This is a genomic window from Aquipluma nitroreducens, assembly GCF_009689585.1.
Classification (GTDB): Bacteria; Bacteroidota; Bacteroidia; order Bacteroidales; family Prolixibacteraceae; genus Aquipluma; species Aquipluma nitroreducens.
On the sequence record NZ_AP018694.1, the window covers coordinates 2,367,444 to 2,390,637 of the forward strand.

Consider the following 23,194-nt stretch of genomic DNA (forward strand, 5'->3'; position numbering starts at 1 on the left):
GAACCACAGAGAATTTATCACAGAGAACCACAGAGTTTTAATATCGATATCTTTTTAATCCATTTTTGAGCAATGTCACATTAAAGTTTATAAGCAATCCGATATTCTTGCGAGCGAATTTCATGTAAGTCAAGATTTGGGCTTCATGAACTGGATTTAAAATATCAACAGCTTTTAACTCAATAATAACTAAATCTTCAACAAGAATATCAAGGCGATAGCCACAGTCTAATTTAATGTTTTTATATACAACAGGAACTGCTTTTTGACGTTCGATTTTAAGTCCCAGATTATTGAGTTCATAGGCAAGACATTCTTCGTATGCCGACTCAAGCAACCCAGGTCCAAGTTGTTTGTGTACTTCAATTGCACACCCAATTATTTTTTCGGTAATCTCGTTAAATTCCATAATTGTACATTTTTTCTCGGTATAGCTACGTGTAGTCGATGCGGAACTTGGTGTTATTTTTTTGTTCACTGAAGACTACTGAGTTATTAATAACTATATCTTTTAATCCATTTTCAGGAATTGTCCCCTCACTTAAATAATTATGCCCATTAAAAACTATTTTTCTCCGTGAATCTCTGTGCCTTCTCTGTGTTACTCAGTGAAATAAATTTTCTTATCCAGACAATCACCGCAGTTTTTCTGAGAGTTACCCGGAGTTTTAGTTCAGAAATTCTTCAATCGTTTTTTCAAACAGAACATTGTCGATAGGTTTCGAAATGTACCCATCGAAACCGAGCGCAATAAAATCTTCACGATCCCCTTTCATGGCACTGGCCGATACGGCAATAATTGGGACCATTTCCAGCTTTTCTTCTTTCCGAATCTCGTTCAGGGCTTCAATACCGTTCATGCCGGGAAGCGCGATGTCCATCAGAATCAAATGTGGCTGATGCTTAATTGCCTGTTCAACTCCTGCTTGTCCATCTTCCGCTTCAATAATCTGGCACTTCCCGTCGAGAAGCGCTTTTATGGTTATCATGTTATCCGGATTATCTTCAACCACCAAAACCAATGGAGTTCCCGTCACCGGTAACTTTGCGGGATTTACAATCGGGGTATTGACCGGCACTGAATCAGGAAACATCATTCGGGCTACGGTTGAAAGTAGTTGATCTTTATTGATATCCCCTTTTTGAATAAGCTGGTGAATGCCATTGTTTTTTAGGAATGCAAGCTCCTGTTTCGTTACGTATTTAGCTGTGAGTATAATCACAGGCAGATGATCTGTTTTTTCTTCATTCCGAATCCGTTTCAGTACCTCAAACCCGTCAACTTCAGGCATCATCAGGTCAAGTATCATGGCATCCGGAATTTGTTGCTCAATCTGCTTAAGAGCTTCATTTCCATTGTGTGCCACCATGATATGATATCCCTCCTGAAGCAGAATGTCTTTCATTTGAACAACGATTGCCTCATTATCTTCAACCAAAAGGATGGTTTTCCCAGTGGTTTTTATTTCGCCATTGTTGACTGATTTTGTCGTTTTCAACTGATCAACATAGTTTTCAATGTTTTCCTGAATGGCGATATATTGAAGCGGCAGGCTGAGTATAAATTTCGAGCCCTTGCCGTGCTTGCTTTCAACTTCGATACTTCCTCCCAACAATTCAGTGTATTTTTTAGCAATGGCCAATCCGAGTCCTGTACCGCCATATTTTCTGGAACTACTACCATCGGCCTGCCTGAATTCATCAAAAATTTGGTGAATATGCTCCTGATCAATTCCTATTCCGGTGTCGCTCACCGTAATCCGAATGGAATGACCAACTTCTTCTGCAATAATCTCAACACTACCTTCTTCCGTGAATTTTACTGCATTCACCACTATGTTTTGAAGAATATGACGACATTTTACGTAATCGCTTTTGATTGGTGTAAGATCAGTTCCTGAGGTATAGCGTAGGACAATGTTTTTTTGTTTTGCCTGAGGGTCGATCATTTCAACAACCTCATTGATTAGCTCCCGGACATTAAACCGGTTGATTTCAACTTCTTCGCGCCCGGCCTCAATGCGCGACAAGTCGAGAATATCATTAATAAGCGACAGCAATTGTTTGCCATTGCGTTCAATCACATCGAGGTAACTGTATTCTTCTTCGGGCACTTTACCTGAAAGGCGGCGATTAAGCACACCCGAAAGGGCAATCACCGAATTAAGAGGCGTGCGCAACTCGTGGCTCATATTCGACAGGAAACTAGTTTTTAAGCGGTTCGATTCGTCCAATTGCTTTTTCTGCATTTCCAGTTCGACATTTTGCTCAGTCAATTCACTGGCCTGTGCCGAAAGTTCTCTTTTTTGTGCTTCAAGTTCGCTGTTGGCAGCCGAAACAATTTCAGACCGGTGAGTCAATTCTTTGTTCAGAATGTGTAATTCTTGCCTTTGAGTCTCCAATTCCGTATTCTGACGACTCAGTTGCAGCGAGAAATCCTTCAGTTTCCGGTAGGTGAGAATGCCGTCCATCCTGGCGTTAAGCATCCCCCAAATGCTATGGATAAGGCGAATGCTATTTTTACTAAAGTTCTTAATACTCATCAGTGATAAAACGGCCACAGTTTCATTCCCGGAGACAATTGGAATGGTAAGAATTTCGCGCGGTATAAATTTCCCGCTAACGGTATGAAACGAGAAACGTGAATCTTCAGGAATACTAGTGATGTGTTGAATCTTTTGTGTTGACAAGGCAGTGCCAAACTCTCCTTCAAAATGAATCGCCGAAAAAGGCTTACAACCTCCCTGATCCATTCCCACACATTCAAAATGCTCAAATACAGTTTTATCTTCGTTCAGAAAATAAACGGCACCCATCTGAGAGTGTGTATGCTCAAGTAAACTGCTTAAAAGTGCATGACTGAATTTATGTGCATCATCTTCGCTAAGCATTACTCCGGCAAGCTTGGCTGCCTGATTATTCAAAGTCATTTCTGCTTCGATCGTTTTGGCCATATGGTTAAACGAAGTTGAAAGTTGGCCAAACTCGTTTGAAGATTTATATTTACTTCTTATATCCAATTTACCCTCTCTAAACAGATTGGTAACGCGGGCAAGCTCCACAACTGGGCGACGAATGTTTCTATTTAGAAAATATATGATTAGAATTGAAAGCCCCAAAATACCAATAACCAGAAACTCAAGTTGGCGATTCAAGATATTCTTTAGTTTTGTTGCCCTAAAGAGAAGGTCGTTTGCTTTTGATTTAGCAAAGTCATCAATTATTCTAACATAATTCAATAATTGTTCCCTTTCAGTACCAATGTCTCCAGTCTTTTCAAGTCTTGCAAGTGCTTCTGGAATATTACCTGCTTTCCCGGTTTCTCTATTTCCCAATCGTACCTGAACCCATCGATTAAATGCAACCTGAGCATTTTCAATATCTGATGGCGGACCTAAATATCTTTCACTTAATATCTGGAACTGTTTCTCTGCATCAGCCTGATGAACATCCGAATTTAATATAGCTGCTTGTCTTTCCTGATCGGTTTGAGCCAAAAGAAAATTCCTGAATTCCAGACGCATGGCCATAATATCGGTTTTCAGTTCGCCTAAAGCTTGCCTTACTTTAAACGGATGCTCGTAAATTTCATTGGCCTGAAGCGCTATTTTATCAGTTTGTTGCCACGAAATTATTCCAAGAAAGATGATTAACAGTATAATTATTCCGAAACCAATTTTTAATTGCGTTCCAATTTTAAGGTTAGATAGTTTCATAAATTAGTATTTAAGGCATTAGGCAACAGGCAATGGTAAAAGTTATTCATATCTATTTGATTTTTGCTATTAATGAGGACAACATTTTATTTAAAGATTCAATTTTATTTAACAGGAAGCCTGATTCCTCCGAATCAAAATATTTGAGCCTGATACAAAGCAATATTTGTGTTTCAACTTCTAATAACGACCCCCGACTAATAGAAAGAAATTGTTTATAGCTACCTGTCGATTGCCTTCCATATCCTTCAGCAATATTTGAGGGTATTGAAACAGAAGCTCTCCTCAATTGCGATACCAGACCAAATTGTTCCGCATCTGGCAACTTTTTTGTGAAATTATAGACATCTTCAACCAAATCTATTCCTCTTTGCCAAACCAATAGATCTTTATAGCTATTTATTACCATCTTAATCTAATTTGCTTCTATATCTTTCTGTTACCCAATGTCTGTTACCCAATGTCTATTGCCCATTGCCCATTGCCCATTGCTTTTTTCTGAAATATGGCTGAATTAGCAAAAACTTCGCGGTAATTATTCCCTTTTGCTATTTCCCGTTCAGTTTCACTGGTGATCAAGTAACCGCCGTTGGCCAAGCTGTTTCCTAGCTTATCAAGTATCCGGTTACGGTATACGGGTTTATAATAAAACAGCAAATTACTGCAAAAAATCAGATCGAAATTTCCATAAATACTTGCTGGCGGGCATGTTCCTTCTCCGGAAAGCAGATCAAAAACCGAAAAGTTGATGATCTCTTTAAGTCGTGGAATTACAGAGTATGTTTCTTCCTTTTGAATAAAATAAGTTTGAATTCGATTCAGCGATACTTTGCCCAGAGTCGCTGATGTATAATCGCCCACTTGAGCTTTTGTTAATTCACTTTCATTGTGGTCGGTAGCAAAAATCAGACATTGGGTTTCTTTCGGTTTATTTTGAGTCAGTTCATCACATAAAATTGAAAGGCTGTATGCTTCCTGTCCGCTTGCACAAGCTGCCGACCAAATCCTGATTTTCTTTTCGCGACTGATTCTTCTTTTCTCCAATAAGCCTGGCAGAATAATTTGTTCAAGGTAGGCAAAAGTCAATGGATTCCTGAAAAATTCACTGTACGAATTGCTCAGATTTCTTGCTAATTCTGCTTGTTCTTCCTTGTTTTCCTGAAGATTACTCAGGTATAAATCAGCGCTTTTAATTGATTTTGAAGCCATCCGCGCAGCGATTGTTCTTTCCAAAAAAGCAGGATCGAACACTGAAAGATCGATTGCCAATTTGTCTTTTAAGGACAGAATATGGTTTTCAAGGATGGATTTCATTTAAGAGATTGGAATTAAGTCTTTAACAACTCCTAATTTAAAAATAAAATGTAGGTCTGCAAGTCGGAATGAGAAACATTAAATTAAAACAGCAATTAAAAAAACAGCTAAATTACATTTCAATTGTTTTATCACTATTTTTGTTAGCGTTAAAGCTCAACGATTTCATTTCATGTACTATGGAAGAATTTGTTTACAACACAACCCTTGTTAAAACCTACCGGCGATTATTCAGTTGCCTGATGTTCTATAATTAGCCTCTTTCTGGTTTGTGACTTCGTGCACAAATTCTAGCTTTCTCTTTTTCTTTTTATCCATTAATCATTTATAATTAATCATTCATCATTGCTTTGCCATGTTTGAAAAAATCACGCAACATACCGCAGCCCCTTTGAGGGTGGCTGCTTCCGAAGGTAATTACTACGAAACAAAAGCCAACCCGATTGGTCCGGGAATGAACGAACGTATTCAGAAACTCCGGAAACTGAGCGTTGAGGCCGAACCTTCTTTGACCATCGAGCGCGCCTTGTGCGAAACTGCTTTTTATAAGGAAAACTTCGGAAAGCTTTCTGTTCCCGTATTGCGGGCAGCGAACTTTCTGGATTATTGCCAGAAGAAAACAATTTACCTTGGCGAAGGCGAACTCATCGTGGGCGAACGTGGTCCAAAACCCAAATGCGTTCCTACTTTTCCTGAACTAACTTGCCACAGTGTGGAAGACCTGAACGTGCTTAACACCCGTGAATTGCAGCGCTACACCATCAGTCAGGAAGACATTGATACTTATGCCCGCGAAGTAATTCCATACTGGGCCGGAAAAACCCAGCGCGAACGCATCTTCAGCCATGTTCCGCAGGAATGGCGCCTGGCCTACGAAGCAGGAATGTTTACCGAATTTATGGAACAACGCGCTCCAGGCCATACCGCGCTTGACGGGAAAATCTACCGCAAAGGCATGCTGGATTACAAATGCGAAATAGCTGCTCATCTAGCCTCTCTCGATTACCTCAATGATCCCGAGGCTACCGACAAAGCTGAAGAATGGAAAGCCATGGACATTTCGTGCGATGCCGCTATCCTTTTTGCTGAACGTCATGCCGACCTTGCCGAAGAAATGGCTGCTTCTGAAACCGACTCTACACGAAAAGCCGAACTCCTGAAAATTGCCGAAGTTTGCCGTTGGGTTCCGGCCAATGCACCGCGCAACCTGTGGGAAGCCATCCAGATGTACTGGTTTGTTCACCTCGGAACCATTACCGAACTGAACGGCTGGGACGCCATGAATCCCGGACATTTCGACCAACACCTGACTCCTTTTTACAACAAAGGAATTGCCGATGGAACACTCACTCGCGAACAGGCCAAAGAACTGATTTCGTGTTTCTGGATCAAGGTAAACAACCATCCGGCGCCTCCGAAAGTAGGAATTACAGCTCGCGAAAGCGGAACTTACAACGACTTCACCAACATCAACATTGGCGGTATCAAAAACGATGGCAGCGACGGAACCAGCGAAGTTTCGTACATCATGCTCGAAATTGTTGAGGAACTTCACATCCTTCAGCCCGGAAGTTCAGTGCACATCAGTGCCAAAACTCCCGACAAATTTCTGCATGCCGCAACCCGTGTTATCCGCCAGGGACATGGTTACCCTTCGGTATTCAATCCCGATGTGTATGTTCAGGAATTGATGCGTCAGGGAAAATCACTCACCGATGCCCGCGAAGGCGGATGCAGTGGATGTATTGAGGTTGGCGCGTTTGGCAAGGAAGCATACCTGCTAACTGGTTACCTCAACGTTCCTAAAATCATTGAAGTCACTTTAAACAACGGCATTAATCCGGTGACCGGAATTCGGGTTGGCCCCGAAACCGGCGATCCACGCACGTTCAAAAGCTACGATGAATTGTACGAAGCTTTCCTGAAACAGCTTCACTATGTCGTCGATCTGAAAATGCGCGTAAGCAATTACATCGACCGCATGTTTGCCAAATATGCACCGGCACCATTCCTTTCGATTGTCACCGAAGATTGCGTGAGCCGTGGAAAAGATTATTACGATGGCGGCCCTCGCTACAACACCAGTTACATTCAGTGTTGCGGATTGGGAACCGTAACCGACAGTTTGGCTGCCCTCAAAAAACATGTATTCGAAGACCAGACCTTCAGCATGGACCGGGTTTTAAAAGCTGTTCTGAACGACTTTAAAGGCGAAGAAGTTTTACGCCAAACCATCATGAACCGTACGCCTTTCTTCGGGAACGATGACGACTATGCCGATTCGATTGCCGTGAAAGTGTACGACGATCTGGTTTCAGCTATCGACGGAAAACCAAACATCAAACCCGGCGGAAAATATCACCTGAATATGCTTTCGACCACTTGCCACGTGTATTTCGGGAAAGTGATGGGTGCCACACCAAACGGACGTATGGCCGGTAAATCCATTTCCGACGGCACATCGCCATCGCATGGTGCCGACACGCACGGACCTTCGGCTGTCATTAAATCACTGACCAAGTTCGATCAGGTAAAATCGGGCGGAACTTTGCTTAACCAGCGCTTTCTCCCAAGTTTGTTGCGGAAAGAAGACGATGTCAAAAAACTTGGGCACCTTATCCGGAGTTACTTTACGCTGGGTGGTCACCACATTCAGTTCAACATTGTTGATACGGCTACTTTGCTGGCAGCTCAGGCTTGCCCGTCGGATTACAAAGATCTGATGGTGCGCATGGCTGGTTACAGCGACTATTTCAACGACATGAATACCGACCTTCAGCAGGAAGTGATTGAACGCACCGAAAATGATGGGTTTTGAAAAAAAGCCCCCTTCTAATTCCCCCATTGGGGGAAGGGTAGCCTCCCCTAACCCCTCCGAAGGAGGGGAACTTGTGCGACCGGCTTGAGGAGTTTCTCGCCATGAAAGGGCAGAATAATCTAGTTTCAGGCAAATGAGGAACGAATATGGCCTGGATAATACTCATATTGCTTTTTTTAAGCCTCACCCTTCGGGGGAGGTTTGGAGGGGGCTTAATTACAAATCATGAATCAACCTTTTATCTTCGATATCAAGCGTTACGCCATCAACGATGGTCCGGGTATCCGGATTGTCATTTTTCTGAAAGGCTGTAACCTGAACTGCGCCTGGTGCCACAATCCGGAAAGCATTTCCAGCGAAACCGAACGGATGTATGCTCCTGCAAAGTGCATCAAATGCGGAACCTGCGTAATGGCTTGTCCTGAAAAAGCCATCACTTTAACTTCGGAAGGAATTATTACCGATACCGAACTTTGCAAAATGTGCGGAAAATGTGCCGAAGTTTGCCCAACCAAAGCCATCGAAATTTCAGGTCATCCGATGTCGGTTACCGAAATCATGAACGAAATCGAGAAAGAACGGGTTTTCTTCGATCAGTCGGGTGGTGGAGTAACTTTTTCGGGTGGCGAACCTTTGCTTCAATCCAAATTTCTCGTCGAACTGCTTGACGAATGCAGTAAGCGGGGAATTCACACGGCCGTTGATACTGCAGGATTGTCCAATACTGAAATTATTCTGGATGTTGCCCGTCGAACCGATCTTTTTTTGTACGACCTGAAAATGATGGACTCTGAACGACACCGTAAATGGGTTGGCGTTCCGAACGAAAAAATTCTGGAAAACCTGAAGGCCGTAGCCGCGACCGGAGTGAAAATAATCATTCGTATTCCGCTGATTGGCGGCGTAAACGATCATGCCGAAAACATGGAAGCCACAGCGCGCTTTGTTGCCGAACTTTCAGGAGAAAAGAAACCCGTGAACTTGTTGCCTTACCACAAGATTGCCCAGACGAAATATCAGAAACTTGGGCGGCCTGACGATTTTCAACTTCTTGAAGAACCAACAAAAGAGGCTCAACAGCAAGCCATTGCCATTTTTGAAAAATACGGAATTGAAGCCAGCATTGGCGGGTAGCGGGAATGGGGCTAATGACCTTGGTTAGAAAAGATGTCAACTTTACTATTTTGAAATACATGTGAAATCAAATATCAAATGCTTCAAAACTCCAATATCAGAATGATTCGATTCGTAATACTTGTTAAAAAGTTTATTTGATTTGAAAATTAAAGTTTCAGCATTTCTTTTGTCTTTTATCAATAAGGAGTTGATCCCTTCGACGGTTTCTTCTGATTCGCCTTCAAGAAGATAGCCAATCAAACTACCATTTTCGTATTTCCCGGAAACGAAGTTATTAATTCCAGTGTTAATGTATCTGCGTTTTAATGCAGAATCGTTTTGCTTCAAATTTTTTGCTTCAAAGAAATACTCATATTCATTACTTTTAGCAAAAGTAGTCAGCCTAAAATCGATTCTTGGAAATTTGTCGGAAAAACCTTTCATTTTCGGAATGTCTTTCGGAATGTCTGCTTCCACATTGGTTGACACTTTCCACTTTAGTCTTAACGGATTTCCTTTTATGTGACGGTGCAATTCAGAAGAAATATCGTTTTCATTCCAGTCTAATTGTATCACTTTTTCTGTCAATGAAGATTGATATGCTTCAATAATTAACCGAAAGCATTTTTGCTCAAAAGCATCTTTATAGATATGATTTAATGCCATCGTTAATTCTCAGTTAAAAGCTCTAAAATTAACTCCGATGCATCTTCTAATGCCATTGACTGTGACCAAAATCTACGTTGATTAGGACGAATGATGTAAATGTCATTTTCATTCTTGTAATTGAGCTTTTTGCGGAAATAGATATTTTGTGATTTCTTTTCCCAAAGTGATTGATCTATTTTGCTTAGTTCAGAATCAATCATTTCATCTGACTTTTGAATATCAATTTTTATTGGCTGATGAGAAATTTTAATCATCATCAACGGACTATATTGGCTGACATTATAAACAGTTACGTTTGCAAACAAATCTTGACCATCAAGAAATTCATTGAGTTCAGCGCTAATTAATTTTCCGTATTCTATTATTTGTTCCTGTATTACGGGATATAGGGCAATTGATTTTTCTTGCTTGTGAAATAAGTCTAAGCTATACTTTATTCCATCACTAATCAATGTCGTCTCATTATTTGTTAAATTAAAGCTTTCAAAAATTATTTTGTCAACATTCTCAAAAATATAATTTTCGAGATTTTGAGAATCAAAATCATTACTTAAAAAACTTTTAGACTTTAGCTCTCCTATAATATCCTTTGATGCATTAGCTAACGATTCTATTTGTTTTTCATTAAGGTTTATAGGAATAGATAGGTATTCATTTTTCATTATTTGCTCTCTTTCAATTCCATATGATGAAATTGTCATAAAAAGATAGTAAGAACTAAGCTTTGAATTAAAATAAGACGTTAGTAAATATAATACATTAATATTTTGACTATCAGTATAAAATCCATATACTCCATCTTTAAAAGAACAAGGTATTTCAATAAACGAAGAACATACTCTATTCTTTTCCAATCCTTTTTTAACGACAATATGGGGTTGAACAAATGATTCTAAATCTCCTAATCTCCTAAAAGCGGTCAATTTATCAACTTCATCAATACTTGAAATATTGTAGAAATTTCTATAGAAATTTAATGCCTTGGTTGTTTTAATTGATTTTTTTACATCTAACAATAAGTTCTCAGGTGTGAAATACCTAGTTATTACATCTGCATCTAAATATTTTATGTTTGTTAAAACTTCGGAATATCTCGGTTTGTCGTTTACATTTGTGAGTAATCCAAATCCAACGCCAGATTTTATTTTTTTCTCTTTATTAAAAGTCTTAACCGTGTTAAATTTAGAATTGTCAAAACGTTGAATTAACTCCCAATCATTCATTCCGCCCCACATCGCTACTTTCCAGATTTTTGTGTCGGATTTCTGACATTCTTCTCTTGGTAGATATTTTAAATCCGTAAAATCAATACTCAACCCATCAATTACATTTGATTTGATAAAGGTTTTTGGAGCATAATATACAATTTTATCAGAGGCTTGTTCTGGTTGTTCTTTCTGAAAATATACAATGCTTATTGGTCCTGTTGCATCTCCGAACAGTTGGCCTCCAAAATCTTTCTTTGCATTTCGAAGAATTGAAAAGTTGAATACTTTCTCCACGTAACAATCAGTGAATAACCATTTTCTGAACTTTTGAAAAGTCCCACCAGTATTGGTTAAAACTTTGGTATTGAATATCAATGCAATTTCTCCATTCGGGGCAAACGTTGTTGATTTATGCAAAAATGGTAAAACCATTTCTTTTGCAAAATTATATTGGGTACAATAATTTCTGATATTTTTTTGCTTTTCATCTACATCTTTGTCCTCAGATAATAATTCGCCAAAAGGTGGATTTCCAACAACCAATTTGAAATCTTGTAGTAAATTTTCCTTTGATAGATCAGAAATTGTATCTCTTAGAAAAAGGTTATAACCTTGTTTTTGGGGATTATCTTCTTCAGGGTCATTTATTAAATATGGTAATTGATGATTTTTATCTTGCCAAAGATTTTTTGGATCCAATTTGTCAACTAATGCCAGATACAAACTGAATGCAGCCACTTTAATAGCTTGTGGATGAATTTCGATTCCGAAAATATTTTTCTTTAATAGCTGAACTAAAACTCTAAAATCAGAAAGTTTTTTTAGTTGATGAGCATTTTCATACCTTCTTACCAAACGGTTAAAACTTTCCACTAAAAAAATTCCGGATCCACAACTTGGATCTAAGATTTTAATATTATACTCCTCTTTATTTACCGGGAGTTTTTCATTAAGAATAAATTCCACCAAAGATGGTGGAGTATAATACGTTCCCGAATCTTCCTTTAAAGTAGGGTCGGTCTCAGAAAGAAAATTTTCATAAATCTCGCTGAGTAATTCAATTTGAATAATTTTAAAATTGAACAATCTGAAAATTCGCCAATCTTCAAAGAGCTGTTGAGTATCATTCTTTTCTCTACCTCTTATAAAGCAGGTTTTTATGTTTTGTAATTGTTCTTCGTTTAGCTTTTCTTCGTTCGAATCTAACGTAAATACATTTCCATTAAAATGCTCCTTTAGTCTTTTATACAAATCATATGTAGCATCTACGTCATTAAGTATATCGAAATATGATTCTGCTCCGTCTAAAAACTGACAATAGAAATTTTTATCGGTAGCACCTCGATCTTCAAGATATAAGAGAAATAAGGATCTAAGAATTATTTTGTGGATTAAATCTAGCTTTAGTCCATCACCTTTAAGCTTACTGGCGGTATTTACCAAACTTGACACTAAGTATTTATCAACCCGGCGTTGTAAATTAATTTTTAGTCGAATTGAAACAGCTTCTTCAGAAGTCCAGATAATTCCCGTGTCAATTGCAATCCTTGAAAAAAGTTTGTTGAGTTCTTGAAGTTGATTTCTATCTGAAAAAATATAGGTTCCTATTTCAATATTTTTCAGTTCCTTCTCGTAATCAAACCGTTCTTTGGTTTTAATGAGTGGTTTTTCAGAACAATTGTAAATGCGTATTTCAGTTTCTGAATAAACATATAAGAACAGTACTTTTTTGTAATTCCAGATTTTTCTGTGAATATCTGCTATTACAGGTAATGTTTCTTCATCAAAAGAGGTTACTTTTTTCAGAAACACGGCAGGAAAACTATTCCCATTTTCATCGGTATTGAAATAAACCGAATCAATAGTAAAATCTTTTTCTTTTAGTTCATTTAGAATAGCAGATTCGCTTTCTGAGGGGTTTTCATTCCTAGAATTCACAGATCTAGCTCTATCTAAGCCAATTGATTTTATTACTTCTTGTCCTGTCATTCCTGCCTATATGCTTATAACATTATATAAAACACAAGATTATTCATTCTCAAAGATACTCTTTTTTGAGAAAAAATGTGACAACATTTGGCCAAGAACAAGATCTATCGATCAAGCCTGAACGGATTCAAATTCAGGCTTGTTTTTTCTCCTGAAATGAGTTCGGTAAGCAACAATCCGGTTGCCGGCGCAAGCGTAACACCCATCATGGAATGCCCGGTCCCTACAAACACATTTGGGAAAGCCTGAATCTGTCCGATAAAAGGCAATCCGTCGAACGAACACGGGCGGTGCCCCTGCCAGATTTGTCCGGGTTCTATTTGCATTCCTTTTTCCAATGGGTAAAATTCGCCTACCGCTTTGGCGATATTTTGAACACGTTGCTCCCTGATTTTCAGATCGCCGTAACCCAATTCCATTCCTCCGCCAAACTGGGTGATCCCATTGCCCAACGGAGTTACTGCAACATTCGCATCGGACAAAAGTGCCGGATAATGAATCGTGGATGAGGTTTTCACTTTAAAACTATAACCTTTGCCGGGCTGAACAGCTATACGGGTTTGCAATTGTTTCAGGATTTTGCTGCTCCACATTCCGGCGGTTATCACCAGATGATCGAACCCGAACGGACCTTTTTCGGTTTCCAGCGTAATGGCTTTTGATCCTGATGTCTTGATTTTTTCGACGGCACAATTGCGTACCAGAGTTACTCCTGATTGCTCTAACTTTGCAATCAGCGACTTCATCAAAGCCGACGGATTCAAATGATCGTCAGAATGATAATGTACTCCGCCTGAAACTGTTGGCAAGGCATCGGGTTCCAGCTTTTGAATGTCGGAAGCTGAAAGTTCGCTGACCATAAGTCCAGCGTGGCGGGCAATCTCAGCTTCCTCGCGCAATTCATCGCCGGTTTTCTGCGATTGGTAAAGCATCAGTAACCCTTTGTGCCAAAGTGGAAAATCAAGTTCTCCGGTTTCTTTGATTGTGCCATAAAGGCTTTTGCTCAGCAAACTCAGTTCCTTCAACACAGGTATCGATTCCTGAACATGCTTGTCGGTTGCTGCTCCGGTAAAGCGCAAATACCAGAGAATCAGGTCAGCGTCGGGTGACATTCGGGCGGCCACAGGCGACGAGGTTCGAAACATGTTTTTCATGCCCTTGTGTAACATTCCCGGCGAGGCCAGCGGAATCACGTGACTGGGAACAATCAATCCGGCATTTCCATACGAGCAGCCATCGGTTAGGTCGTCGCGATCAATTACGGTTACTTCAGCTCCTTTCTTTCGGAGATAAAAGGCAGTAAATAAGCCAACTACACCTCCACCAACAATTACTATTTTGCTCATATCAAACAGAAATTAGATAATAGACACACCCCTTTTTGACCGTCAGGAAAAGATTTAAAATACTCAGATCACCTGAAACCCGAATGCATACGGATCGTCCTCGTCATCAATGAAAATATTATTGTACCCTGTTATTTTGGCCCAGCCTTCTATGCTCGGAATAATGGCATCCTGATCACCAATTTTAGTCAGCTCTTCCACCCGTCCCATAAACTGGCTGCCAATAATGCTTTCGTGCAAAAACTGATCGCCTTTGTTTAGTTTTCCACGAGCGGTTAATTGCGCCATACGTGCCGATGTTCCGGTTCCGCAAGGCGAACGGTCGATGGCTTTGTCGCCGTAAAAAACAGCATTTCGTCCATCGGCTTCCTCCGAAAGCGTGGCGCCTGTCCATTCAATGTGACTGACTCCTGAAATCTGCGGATTTTCAGGATGCTGAAACTTGTACTTATCATTAATCAGCGTACGAAGTGGCCGGCTGAAAGCAATCAACTCATCTGCCGAATATTTTTCAAGTCCTTTGAAGTTTTCCTGAGGATCGACAATCGCATAGAAATTTCCGCCATAAGCCACATCAAATGTAATTTTTCCCAAATGAGGCGATTCAATTTCCAGATCTTTTCCGGCCAAATACGAAGCCACATTGGTGAGTTTTACCGAACTTACTTTTTTACCGTTCATCTGGTATTTCACCTTGATTAATCCTGCCGGAGCTTCCACCAGCAATTCTCCCGGAATTTTTGGAGTTATCAAGCCCTGTTCTATCGCAACGGTTACAGTCCCGATGGTTCCGTGGCCGCACATTGGCAAACATCCGCTGGTTTCGATAAACAAAATACCCATATCGTTAGCCGGATCGGATGGCGGAAACAGAATACTTCCCGACATCATATCGTGGCCGCGCGGCTCAAACATGAGTCCTTGCCGAATCCAGTCGAATTCTTTCATGAAATGAAGGCGACGTTCAAACATATTTTTTCCTTCCAGAATCGGAGCGCCACCGGCAATCACCCGAACCGGATTTCCGCAGGTATGGGCATCTACACAAAAAAATGTCTTTGCTGCCATGAGTGTTAATTTTTAATGGGTTCTTTAGTTAATTGTCCGTCAACCCGGCGCCAGATGTTGAGCGGATTGGCATTTTTTAATTCGTCAGGCAAATAGCCATCTGGGGCATCCTGAAATGCGACTGGCCGGACAAACCGCTTGATGGCATCAACGCCAATCGAGGTAAAACGGCCATCGGTTGAAGCCGGGAACGGGCCGCCGTGCTGCATCGAATAACCAACCTCAACACCAGTAGGCATTCCGTTAAAAATCAAACGGCCAACCACTTCCTGAAGCAATTCAATTTGATCCCTGAAAGTTGTAATATCGCCGGAAGTTCCAATTACCGAAGCGGTTAATTGCCCCCGGAAGGCTTTCACGACTTCAGTCAATTCATTCGTTCCATCGCATTCGATAAGGAGCGAAAACGGGCCAAATATTTCTTCGGCCAAATTGGGGTTGGCAATAAAATCAGCACCTGAAACTCTTGCAACAACTGGTCGTCCCTGTAATTCAGCAGAAAGTTTTTCCGATTCGGCCAATTTCGCTACTTCTTTGTTTTCGAAAATGTATTTGGCCTTTCGCTCAAAATTTTTGCTGATGTTTTGGTGCAACATTTTTTCAGGCAAAAGCTGACTGATCTGATTGGCCAATTCAGTTTTAAACACTTCGGTTTCTTCTGATTTCAACGCGATCAAAACTCCCGGATTGGTACAAAACTGTCCGGCTCCCAAGTTGATTGATCCGGCAATGGTGGCGGCCAGTTTTGCAGTATTTTCTTTCACTTTCTCAGGAAGGAGCAAAACGGGGTTCACGCTACCCATTTCAGCAAAAACAGGAATGGGCTCTTCGCGTTTTTGAGCCAACTCGTACAAACTTTTTCCCCCAACGAAAGAACCGGTAAAAGCTACTGATTTCACTTCAGGATGAAGGACAAGCGCCTGCCCCACGGAAAAATCGAATGCGTTTAGCGAAGAGAATACTCCATCGGGCATATCGGTTTTTTGTGCTGCCCGAATAATGGCGCCGGCAACCAATTCGTTGGTTCCGGCATGGTACGGATGAACTTTAACGATAACCGGATTTCCGGCAGCAAGAGCCGAAGCTGTATCGCCACCAGCCGTTGAAAATGCCAATGGGAAATTGCTCGCGGTAAAAACCACTACCGGGCCAACCGACTGAAGCATTTTGCGGATATCTGGACGAGCCATTGGTTTGCGTTCAGGCATTGCCGGATCAATAGATGCTTCGACCCACGAACCGTCCTCCAAAACTGAGGCAAATAGCCGAAGCTGACCCACAGTTCGGCCACGCTCACCTGTGATACGGCCTTCGGGCAAACCCGATTCTGCACAGGCTCGCCCAATCAGTTCGGGCCCTAAAAGCTCAATTTCATCGGCAATGGCGCGAAGAAACGCGGCCTTTTCTTTTCCACTTTTCTTTTTGTAGATTTTATATGCTTCGCAGGCCTTAGCAACTGCCAGCTCTGTTTCCATTTTGGTAGCCTCAACAAACAGCTCTGGTAATTCTGTCAGGTTTAGCGGGCTAAAAGTCTGAAAACTTCCAGAACCTTCTGCCGACAATTCGCTGCCGATAAAGTTTTTTCCGTGAATCATGATAAACTTCTTAAAGGTTCAGATAGTCGGGTAGCTCTGGGCGTACAGCCAGCGCTTTGTTTAAAATGGTCAGGATTCGTTCGCGTTCGGCGCCAACCAAAGGAAGTCGAGGTGCGCGTACATTTTCATTCCCCAGTCCGGTCAGTGTTTCAGCCAACTTAATGTTCTGCACCAGTTTGGTTGAAACGTCGAGTTCGAGAACAGGCAAAAACCAGCGGTAAATTTTCAGGGCTTCCTGAATTTTTCCGGCTTTAATCAGGCGATAAATCGCAACCGTTTCGCGCGGGAAAGCGCAAACCAAACCAGCCACCCAGCCATCGGCGCCCATTAGCAGGCTTTCCATTCCAAGGGTATCCACACCAGTTAAAACAGCAATGCGGTCGCCAAATTCGTTTTTCATTCGGGTGATATTCGAAATGTCGCGGGTCGATTCTTTCACAGCCTGAATGGTTGGCAGATCTTCCAACTGATGGAACATTTCAGGAGAAATCCAGATTTTGTAATCGGCCGGATTGTTGTACAGAATGATTGGCAACTCGGTTGCCTGAGCAACGGTACGCAGGAAAGTTACCGTTTCGCGGTCGTCGGAAGTGTAGCGCATCGGTGGTAAAAGCATCAAACCGTCGGCGCCGTTATTGCGGGCACTGATTGCTGCTGCAACAGCCGCTTTAGTTGACTGCTCGGCAACATTCATCAATACCGGCACTTTCCCGGCAACAGCCTTAACAGTATGCACAAGTAATGCATCTTTTTCTTCAGGAAGCAAAGTGCTTGCTTCTCCAAGCGATCCGCCCAGAATGATTCCATCCACTCCAGCTTCGAGTTGAGCGTTCAGGTTCAGGTCGAAGGCTTCAAAATCCAGTTGATCATCAGCCGTAAATTTGGTTGTTACTGCGGGAAAAACCCCTTTCCATTCGAACTTCATGTTTTCAGGTATTAAATGTTATACAATTCAGATTTTTTTAAAAAGATTTAATGATCTTCTACTCCGCAAATCTATTTAGAATCATTCTGAATAAATACTTCAATCTTATCCTGAACCAATACGATCTTATCATTGTTTGTTGGAAATGTATAAATGAACGGAATATTTTATACCATATTCAATAAAGATGGAAATTTGAAAGACTTAATATGAAAATTCTAGCATTCAAAATAGCAAAGCCAGTTAATGAGTCGGTTTGGGTTCAAAATGATCATCTCCCACATTTGTATGATATTCTGCACCAGCACGATGAATTTCAAATTACCTTAATTCAGGAAAGTACAGGAAACGTGATTGCAGGTAACCGAATCTGCGAGTTTAATGCCGGAGATATTTTTGTCTTTGGAACCAAATTACCACATGCTTTCCGAAACGATGCTGCGTATTATCATTTGGAGAATCAGCTTCAGGCAAGGGCGCTTTCAGTTTATTTTGAATGGACAGTATTTGGCGCCACATTTTGGGATCTTCCTGAAACCAAATTGTTGAGTGACTTTGTGAAAAAAGCAGAGCGGGGAATTTATTATCCCGGAAACTCTCATCCTGAAATTGCTGAAAGTATTGAAAAACTAGCCAAAGTGAACGAGACCGAACGGATGATTATGCTGTTCACCGTTTTAAACCAATTGGCAACTTCGGCTAAATGCGTGGTTTTATCGAACGAAGGAACTTACAACAAGCTGAACGAAACTGACGAAAAAAGGCTGGATGCGGTTTACCGATTCACATTAAAAGAATACTACCGGCCAGTGAGCCTGGAAGAAATTGCGGGAATTGCCAATATGACGGTCAACTCGTTTTGCAGGTATTTCAAAACCCGGACCCGCAAATCGTACCTCGATTTTCTGACTGAGTTTCGAATCGGGCAGGCTTGCAAATTGCTTCAGCAAGAAGAGTATAGTATTGCAGATGTAGGGTTCCGGGTAGGATTTGGAAATTTATCGAACTTCAACCGGAAATTCAAAGAGTTAAATGGCTGCACTCCCAAAGAGTATCGCTTAAGATTACGACTTTAAGAGTATTGAAAGAAATTACAAGTTTTTGATATAGTTTACTTCAGCTTTACTTTCAATTCGAGAAGTTTCACCACATTTTCGAAATCTTCAGGCGAGCGCACCTCAATAGATACAGCGCGGCTATGGGCATATCGTTTGGCATTTCGAAATTGTTCCTTCATGTTTTCAGGAAGTATACTTGCCTCAATTACGGGTTCAGCTTTATCGCCAAACCAAAAACTTATCCGGAATGTATCTTTTATGATTCCAGCCCAATAAAGCGTCTTTTTCTTCCGGAGAGCCCGGTATAACCAACTTTTACCATCGTTGTAGAACCGCCATTCTTCGGTAATGTCGAAATGATTTTCGTAGACGTATTCAATTAGTTGTTCCCAGTAAACGCTGTTTTCGCCAATGATAGAAAAGATTAGTTCTTCGGTTGGCTGTACGTTGGGGTCGGTTAATACGATGGGTTCCATAAGTTTCAGGTTAAAAAATGGGTTTCAGAAAGCTTTACTAAGGTACGAAGTTAAGTTATTCTGGAAAGCAAAAATCCCCGCCAACACAAAAGTTAACGGGGATTTTCTATCTGAAATGAAAAATATTACAGAATCAGCATGGCATCGCCATAAGTCCCGAAACGGTATTTTTCCTTGATTGCTTCTTTGTAGGCTTTCATCAGGTTATCGTATCCGGCGAAACCGGCAACCATCATCTGAAGTGTTGAAAGTGGTAAATGAAAATTGGTAATCATCCGGTTAGCCACACTAAATTCATATGGAGGGAAGATAAATTTATTGGTCCAGCCTTCATATGGTTTTAAATGTCCCTGGGTCGATACCGAACTTTCGATGGTGCGCATTACGGTTGTTCCAACAGCACATATATTTTTCTTGGCATCACGGGCAGTATTTACTATCTGGCAGGCTTCTTCCGAAATCCAGATTTGTTCGGAGTCCATCTTGTGTTTGGTCAAATCTTCAACATCAACACTTCTGAAATTTCCTAGTCCAACGTGAAGGGTAACATAGCTGAATTTAACTCCATTAATTTCCATGCGTTTCATCAGTTCGCGGCTGAAATGCAATCCGGCAGTTGGAGCGGCAACGGCACCTTCGTTCTTTGCAAAAATAGTCTGATAGCGATCCTTATCTTCAGGTTGAACGGTACGCTTAATGAATTTGGGAAGCGGAGTTTCGCCTAAACCATAAAGCGTTTTCTTGAACTCGTCGTATGGTCCGTCGAATAAAAACCTCAATGTACGTCCTCTGGAAGTTGTGTTATCAATAACTTCGGCAACCAATAAATCGTCCTCGCCAAAATACAGTTTGTTTCCAATACGAATTTTACGGGCAGGGTCGACCAATACATCCCAAAGGCGTTGTTCGCGGTTCAACTCACGTAACAGGAAAACCTCGATTTCAGCGCCTGTTTTTTCCTTGTTGCCATACAAACGGGCCGGAAATACTTTGGTATCATTGAAAATTAGTACATCATCATCCCCAAAATAATCAACAATATCCTTAAATATCTTGTGTTCAATTTTGCCGGTTGCACGATTCAAGACCAATAGTTTTGACTCATCTCTGTTAGGAGCAGGATGCAACGCAATTAATTCTTCAGGTAAATCGTATTTAAACTTTGATAATTTCATATGTCTTTAATTTATTTTTTCTTGGATATTGAATAATCGTTTCTTTAATCACCAGCTTAACAGAACCACGTTCTACGCACGAGTTTTCAATTAGTTTCGTTTGGTGTAAAATTTTCTATAAAATCTTGCACATTCCAGGCATCTTCCAATTTCAGATCTCCAATTCTGGTCCTTATTAAACCCACAAGATAAGCACCACTTGCAAGTTCGATACCCAAATCGCGAGCCAATGCCCTGATGTAAGTCCCTTTACTGCAAACAACTCTCAGCTTTATTTCCTGTTTGGAAAAATTTAACAATTCCAATTCGGAGATTGTAATTTTTTTTGGAGCAAGTACCATGTCGCTACCTTTTCGTGCATGTTCATATGCCCTTTTCCCCTCAATTTTTATTGCGCTAAATAAAGGCGGAACCTGATCGTTTTCGCCGATAAAACGCTCTAATGCCTTTTGTATAAGTTCAGGGGTGAGATGGTCTGTAGGAAAAGTCTCGTTTTCAGCCGTTTCCAAATCGTATGATGGCGTTGTTGCTCCAAGTTTAATGGTTGCCACGTATTCTTTTTCCTTTGCCTGAATTTGATCGATGTTCTTCGTTTCTTTTCCGGTACAAACGATCATTAAACCAGTAGCTTTCGGATCGAGTGTTCCGGCGTGACCAACTTTTAATTTTTTAACCCCGGTTCTGCGGCAAAGAAAATTGCGAAGTTTCCTTACCAGATCAAAAGATGTCCAATCCAATTCTTTATCAAAGAGAAGAATCTCTCCCTTTTCAAAATCGTACTCTTCAATGGATTTACCCATCCTAAAACGCTTTAAAATAAGTGATTTGTATCGGAAAAACCAGTCCGATTTTCAGGCCGCAAATATAGCGATTCGATAAGTATAATACCAACAGTAGATTTAACAATTACTGATGAATTACAAAGAAATACTGAAGTTTAGGGTTAGTTACAATAAAAAATTCAGGAAAGAAACGAAACAGGAGCGATAAAATGATGTGTAACAATTTGAATTAAAGAGTGTAACAGGAATAACTGATAACAAATGTCCATCAGACATAGACCTTGTTAACCGTTTGTTATTTCTCTGATTTAGGTTTTTTCATAATGGCATAAATCTCGAAAAGAAAGCCGAAGAGAACGACCATTGGTGCCAAGGTTATTCTCCTGAAGCTAAAAATTTCAGGATTAAAAGTAGATGGACTACTCGCTTTTCCTCCTGTCATGAGAAGAAAACCAAACACAATAATGACCAAGCCAATAACCATTAATTTTAGGTTTTCTTTGCCTAAGGCAAAGCCTTCCATATTGTCTAAATCTTTCATCTGTTTATTTAAAAAATTTGCGTAAAGGTAGCTGAAAAGTTTAAAGTTTTGTGTTCAAAGTTTAAAGTTTTGTAGCACGTAGATCGTCACTTGTATTTAACCCCCTTAATTTCTGTCTGATTAAGGTATACCATAAAACCACTTATCAATTTACTTACTTCTTCACATAATTGGATTGCCTGATCAAATTCTTCATTTGTAATATATTTATTGTCGTATGATCTATATAGCTGAGATCGCAATTCGCCTGAAGAGCCTTTTGCTATCGACAAGAATTGAATAAACTCCCTTCTTCCATTTCGTTCAAACCCTTCAGCAATATTATCCATAATGGATCCTGAAGATCCTTTTACCTGACCAACAAGTCGATAATCTTTTGAAAATAAATCTTTCTGCGTAAAAAAATGAATTAGTTTACAAAGCTCACGAGCAAGTTGCCATGATTTAATGTCTTCAAACTTTTCAATATTAGCCATAACATTAAACGTTGAACTTTAGACTTTAAAATTTTCAGTAATACAATTCGTCAAACTTTAGCCTAATGAATTTATTAACTGCCATATAGGTTGAACTCCATGAAATTAATATGCCCAAAAACAAAACAGAGGCAAACACAATCCCAAAAATCGTAAAATCATCCAAACTTATAATGCCCGTCAACTCCGAAGCATATGACATCATGAGCATAAACAGAACCAAATTAGCGGCTAAAGCTCCAATGAGTCCATATTTTATACTTCTCTTGACAAAAGGAGCCCGGATAAAACTGTCGGTGGCGCCAACCATCAGCATGGTATTGATAATGAATCGTTGGGAGTAAATCGAAATCCGGATGGTATTGTTAATGAGCGCAAAAAAGATAACTAACAAAAGAACCGAGAAAAAAATCAAAATCAGACCGATCTTCTGTACGTTTTCGTTGATAATCTTAACCATATCGTGCTGATACGATACTTCCTTTATCTGAGGATATTCCATGAATCTTTTTTCAAGAATAACCAGTTGTTCCGGAGTGGCAAAATCGGCATTCAACTTCACATCAACCGAGGAAAGCAAAGGATTATATCCCAGAAAACCCGTAAAATCCTCACCCAATTCGGTCTTTAATCTTTCTGCGGCAGTAGCTTTATCAATGTATTCAGCCTCTTTTACAAAGTTGGCAGCTTTTAGAGATTTCAACAGATCGGCAATTTCGTTTTCCGGTACATCATCTTTTAACACGAGCGTAAAACCAATGTTTTCGCGGACATATTTGGCAAGCCGTTCGGCATTGAGCAATACAACTCCAAGCATGCCGATCAGGAACAAAACCATCGAAATACTGATTGTAGAGGTCAAGTATGACCTGAAAATCCGTTTGTTCAGCTTTTGATGCTGCGCTTTGCCTGCCATTATTTC

19 protein-coding genes are annotated in these 23,194 nt (G+C 40.5%); 3 read left to right on the plus strand and 16 right to left on the minus strand.

Going from position 1 to position 23,194, the window contains the following annotated elements:
* Window positions 1–37 precede the first annotated feature (37 nt).
* The 4 genes from AQPE_RS09920 to AQPE_RS09935 all read right to left on the minus strand — a co-directional run bounded on the left by AQPE_RS09920 (window position 38) and on the right by AQPE_RS09935 (window position 5,030).
* On the minus strand, window positions 38–409 hold the full coding sequence (locus tag AQPE_RS09920; RefSeq protein ID WP_318350901.1) for a GxxExxY protein: 372 nt from the start codon (window positions 407–409) through the stop codon (window positions 38–40).
* A gap of 259 nt (window positions 410–668) precedes the next feature.
* The gene (locus AQPE_RS09925) at window positions 669–3,716 is read right to left on the minus strand and encodes a response regulator (RefSeq protein ID WP_318350902.1); all 3,048 of its coding nucleotides are present in this window, start codon (window positions 3,714–3,716) and stop codon (window positions 669–671) included.
* Window positions 3,717–3,768: 52 nt separating this feature from the next.
* A complete protein-coding gene (locus tag AQPE_RS09930) occupies window positions 3,769–4,125 on the minus strand; it encodes a four helix bundle protein (protein WP_318350903.1) in 357 nt (118 codons plus the stop codon).
* Between the two features lie 44 nt (window positions 4,126–4,169).
* A complete protein-coding gene (locus AQPE_RS09935) occupies window positions 4,170–5,030 on the minus strand; it encodes a CheR family methyltransferase (protein ID WP_318350904.1) in 861 nt (286 codons plus the stop codon).
* Between the two features lie 355 nt (window positions 5,031–5,385).
* Here AQPE_RS09935 and hypD point away from each other — a divergent pair, with 355 nt between their 5' ends.
* Together hypD and AQPE_RS09945 are read left to right on the plus strand one after the other, a co-directional pair.
* A complete protein-coding gene (gene hypD, locus AQPE_RS09940) occupies window positions 5,386–7,848 on the plus strand; it encodes a trans-4-hydroxy-L-proline dehydratase (protein ID WP_318350905.1) in 2,463 nt (820 codons plus the stop codon).
* 225 nt (window positions 7,849–8,073) lie between these two features.
* Window positions 8,074–8,982 (plus strand): glycyl-radical enzyme activating protein, encoded by a 909-nt coding sequence (locus AQPE_RS09945; protein WP_318350906.1) that lies wholly within the window; start codon window positions 8,074–8,076, stop codon window positions 8,980–8,982.
* Between the two features lie 45 nt (window positions 8,983–9,027).
* Here AQPE_RS09945 and AQPE_RS09950 read toward each other — a convergent pair whose 3' ends face one another.
* From AQPE_RS09950 to AQPE_RS09975, 6 genes are all read right to left on the minus strand, one after another.
* The gene (locus AQPE_RS09950) at window positions 9,028–9,630 is read right to left on the minus strand and encodes a hypothetical protein (RefSeq protein ID WP_318350907.1); all 603 of its coding nucleotides are present in this window, start codon (window positions 9,628–9,630) and stop codon (window positions 9,028–9,030) included.
* 2 nt (window positions 9,631–9,632) lie between these two features.
* On the minus strand, window positions 9,633–12,830 hold the full coding sequence (locus tag AQPE_RS09955; protein WP_318350908.1) for an HsdM family class I SAM-dependent methyltransferase: 3,198 nt from the start codon (window positions 12,828–12,830) through the stop codon (window positions 9,633–9,635).
* A gap of 104 nt (window positions 12,831–12,934) precedes the next feature.
* Window positions 12,935–14,176, minus strand: coding sequence for an NAD(P)/FAD-dependent oxidoreductase (locus tag AQPE_RS09960; protein WP_318350909.1), 1,242 nt, complete (start codon window positions 14,174–14,176; stop codon window positions 12,935–12,937).
* 63 nt (window positions 14,177–14,239) lie between these two features.
* The gene (locus AQPE_RS09965) at window positions 14,240–15,244 is read right to left on the minus strand and encodes a 4-hydroxyproline epimerase (protein WP_318350910.1); all 1,005 of its coding nucleotides are present in this window, start codon (window positions 15,242–15,244) and stop codon (window positions 14,240–14,242) included.
* Between the two features lie 5 nt (window positions 15,245–15,249).
* Window positions 15,250–16,839, minus strand: a complete 1,590-nt coding sequence (locus AQPE_RS09970; RefSeq protein ID WP_318350911.1) for an aldehyde dehydrogenase (NADP(+)) — start codon at window positions 16,837–16,839, stop codon at window positions 15,250–15,252.
* Window positions 16,840–16,849: 10 nt separating this feature from the next.
* Window positions 16,850–17,764 carry a dihydrodipicolinate synthase family protein gene (locus tag AQPE_RS09975; RefSeq protein WP_318350912.1) on the minus strand — a complete coding sequence of 305 codons (915 nt, stop codon included), beginning with the start codon at window positions 17,762–17,764 and terminating at the stop codon, window positions 16,850–16,852.
* A gap of 209 nt (window positions 17,765–17,973) precedes the next feature.
* Here AQPE_RS09975 and AQPE_RS09980 point away from each other — a divergent pair, with 209 nt between their 5' ends.
* On the plus strand, window positions 17,974–18,840 hold the full coding sequence (locus tag AQPE_RS09980) for an AraC family transcriptional regulator (protein ID WP_318350913.1): 867 nt from the start codon (window positions 17,974–17,976) through the stop codon (window positions 18,838–18,840).
* Between the two features lie 35 nt (window positions 18,841–18,875).
* Here the strand turns inward: AQPE_RS09980 and AQPE_RS09985 are convergent, their stop codons facing one another.
* The 6 genes from AQPE_RS09985 to AQPE_RS10010 form a co-directional block, all read right to left on the minus strand.
* Window positions 18,876–19,298, minus strand: a complete 423-nt coding sequence (locus AQPE_RS09985) for a DUF3788 family protein (RefSeq protein ID WP_318350914.1) — start codon at window positions 19,296–19,298, stop codon at window positions 18,876–18,878.
* A 125-nt stretch (window positions 19,299–19,423) separates the two neighbouring features.
* On the minus strand, window positions 19,424–20,473 hold the full coding sequence (gene queA, locus AQPE_RS09990) for a tRNA preQ1(34) S-adenosylmethionine ribosyltransferase-isomerase QueA (RefSeq protein WP_318350915.1): 1,050 nt from the start codon (window positions 20,471–20,473) through the stop codon (window positions 19,424–19,426).
* Between the two features lie 86 nt (window positions 20,474–20,559).
* Window positions 20,560–21,273 carry a tRNA pseudouridine(55) synthase TruB gene (gene truB / locus AQPE_RS09995; RefSeq protein ID WP_318350916.1) on the minus strand — a complete coding sequence of 238 codons (714 nt, stop codon included), beginning with the start codon at window positions 21,271–21,273 and terminating at the stop codon, window positions 20,560–20,562.
* Window positions 21,274–21,550: 277 nt separating this feature from the next.
* Window positions 21,551–21,796, minus strand: coding sequence for a DUF3098 domain-containing protein (locus tag AQPE_RS10000; protein ID WP_318350917.1), 246 nt, complete (start codon window positions 21,794–21,796; stop codon window positions 21,551–21,553).
* Window positions 21,797–21,882: 86 nt separating this feature from the next.
* The gene (locus AQPE_RS10005) at window positions 21,883–22,272 is read right to left on the minus strand and encodes a four helix bundle protein (protein WP_318350918.1); all 390 of its coding nucleotides are present in this window, start codon (window positions 22,270–22,272) and stop codon (window positions 21,883–21,885) included.
* Between the two features lie 34 nt (window positions 22,273–22,306).
* Window positions 22,307–23,188, minus strand: a complete 882-nt coding sequence (locus AQPE_RS10010; RefSeq protein ID WP_318350919.1) for a cell division protein FtsX — start codon at window positions 23,186–23,188, stop codon at window positions 22,307–22,309.
* Window positions 23,189–23,194: the final 6 nt, after the last annotated feature.

What these genes read in the sequence shown, in the direction of transcription:
- AQPE_RS09920 (WP_318350901.1), bottom strand. Translation starts at nt 409, where the DNA reads ATGGAATTTAACGAGATTACCGAAAAAATAATTGGGTGTGCAATTGAA.
- AQPE_RS09925 (WP_318350902.1), bottom strand. Translation starts at nt 3,716, where the DNA reads ATGAAACTATCTAACCTTAAAATTGGAACGCAATTAAAAATTGGTTTC.
- AQPE_RS09930 (WP_318350903.1), bottom strand. Translation starts at nt 4,125, where the DNA reads ATGGTAATAAATAGCTATAAAGATCTATTGGTTTGGCAAAGAGGAATA.
- AQPE_RS09935 (WP_318350904.1), bottom strand. Translation starts at nt 5,030, where the DNA reads ATGAAATCCATCCTTGAAAACCATATTCTGTCCTTAAAAGACAAATTG.
- hypD (WP_318350905.1), top strand. Translation starts at nt 5,386, where the DNA reads ATGTTTGAAAAAATCACGCAACATACCGCAGCCCCTTTGAGGGTGGCT.
- AQPE_RS09945 (WP_318350906.1), top strand. Translation starts at nt 8,074, where the DNA reads ATGAATCAACCTTTTATCTTCGATATCAAGCGTTACGCCATCAACGAT.
- AQPE_RS09950 (WP_318350907.1), bottom strand. Translation starts at nt 9,630, where the DNA reads ATGGCATTAAATCATATCTATAAAGATGCTTTTGAGCAAAAATGCTTT.
- AQPE_RS09955 (WP_318350908.1), bottom strand. Translation starts at nt 12,830, where the DNA reads ATGACAGGACAAGAAGTAATAAAATCAATTGGCTTAGATAGAGCTAGA.
- AQPE_RS09960 (WP_318350909.1), bottom strand. Translation starts at nt 14,176, where the DNA reads ATGAGCAAAATAGTAATTGTTGGTGGAGGTGTAGTTGGCTTATTTACT.
- AQPE_RS09965 (WP_318350910.1), bottom strand. Translation starts at nt 15,244, where the DNA reads ATGGCAGCAAAGACATTTTTTTGTGTAGATGCCCATACCTGCGGAAAT.
- AQPE_RS09970 (WP_318350911.1), bottom strand. Translation starts at nt 16,839, where the DNA reads ATGATTCACGGAAAAAACTTTATCGGCAGCGAATTGTCGGCAGAAGGT.
- AQPE_RS09975 (WP_318350912.1), bottom strand. Translation starts at nt 17,764, where the DNA reads ATGAAGTTCGAATGGAAAGGGGTTTTTCCCGCAGTAACAACCAAATTT.
- AQPE_RS09980 (WP_318350913.1), top strand. Translation starts at nt 17,974, where the DNA reads ATGAAAATTCTAGCATTCAAAATAGCAAAGCCAGTTAATGAGTCGGTT.
- AQPE_RS09985 (WP_318350914.1), bottom strand. Translation starts at nt 19,298, where the DNA reads ATGGAACCCATCGTATTAACCGACCCCAACGTACAGCCAACCGAAGAA.
- queA (WP_318350915.1), bottom strand. Translation starts at nt 20,473, where the DNA reads ATGAAATTATCAAAGTTTAAATACGATTTACCTGAAGAATTAATTGCG.
- truB (WP_318350916.1), bottom strand. Translation starts at nt 21,273, where the DNA reads ATGGGTAAATCCATTGAAGAGTACGATTTTGAAAAGGGAGAGATTCTT.
- AQPE_RS10000 (WP_318350917.1), bottom strand. Translation starts at nt 21,796, where the DNA reads ATGAAAGATTTAGACAATATGGAAGGCTTTGCCTTAGGCAAAGAAAAC.
- AQPE_RS10005 (WP_318350918.1), bottom strand. Translation starts at nt 22,272, where the DNA reads ATGGCTAATATTGAAAAGTTTGAAGACATTAAATCATGGCAACTTGCT.
- AQPE_RS10010 (WP_318350919.1), bottom strand. Translation starts at nt 23,188, where the DNA reads ATGGCAGGCAAAGCGCAGCATCAAAAGCTGAACAAACGGATTTTCAGG.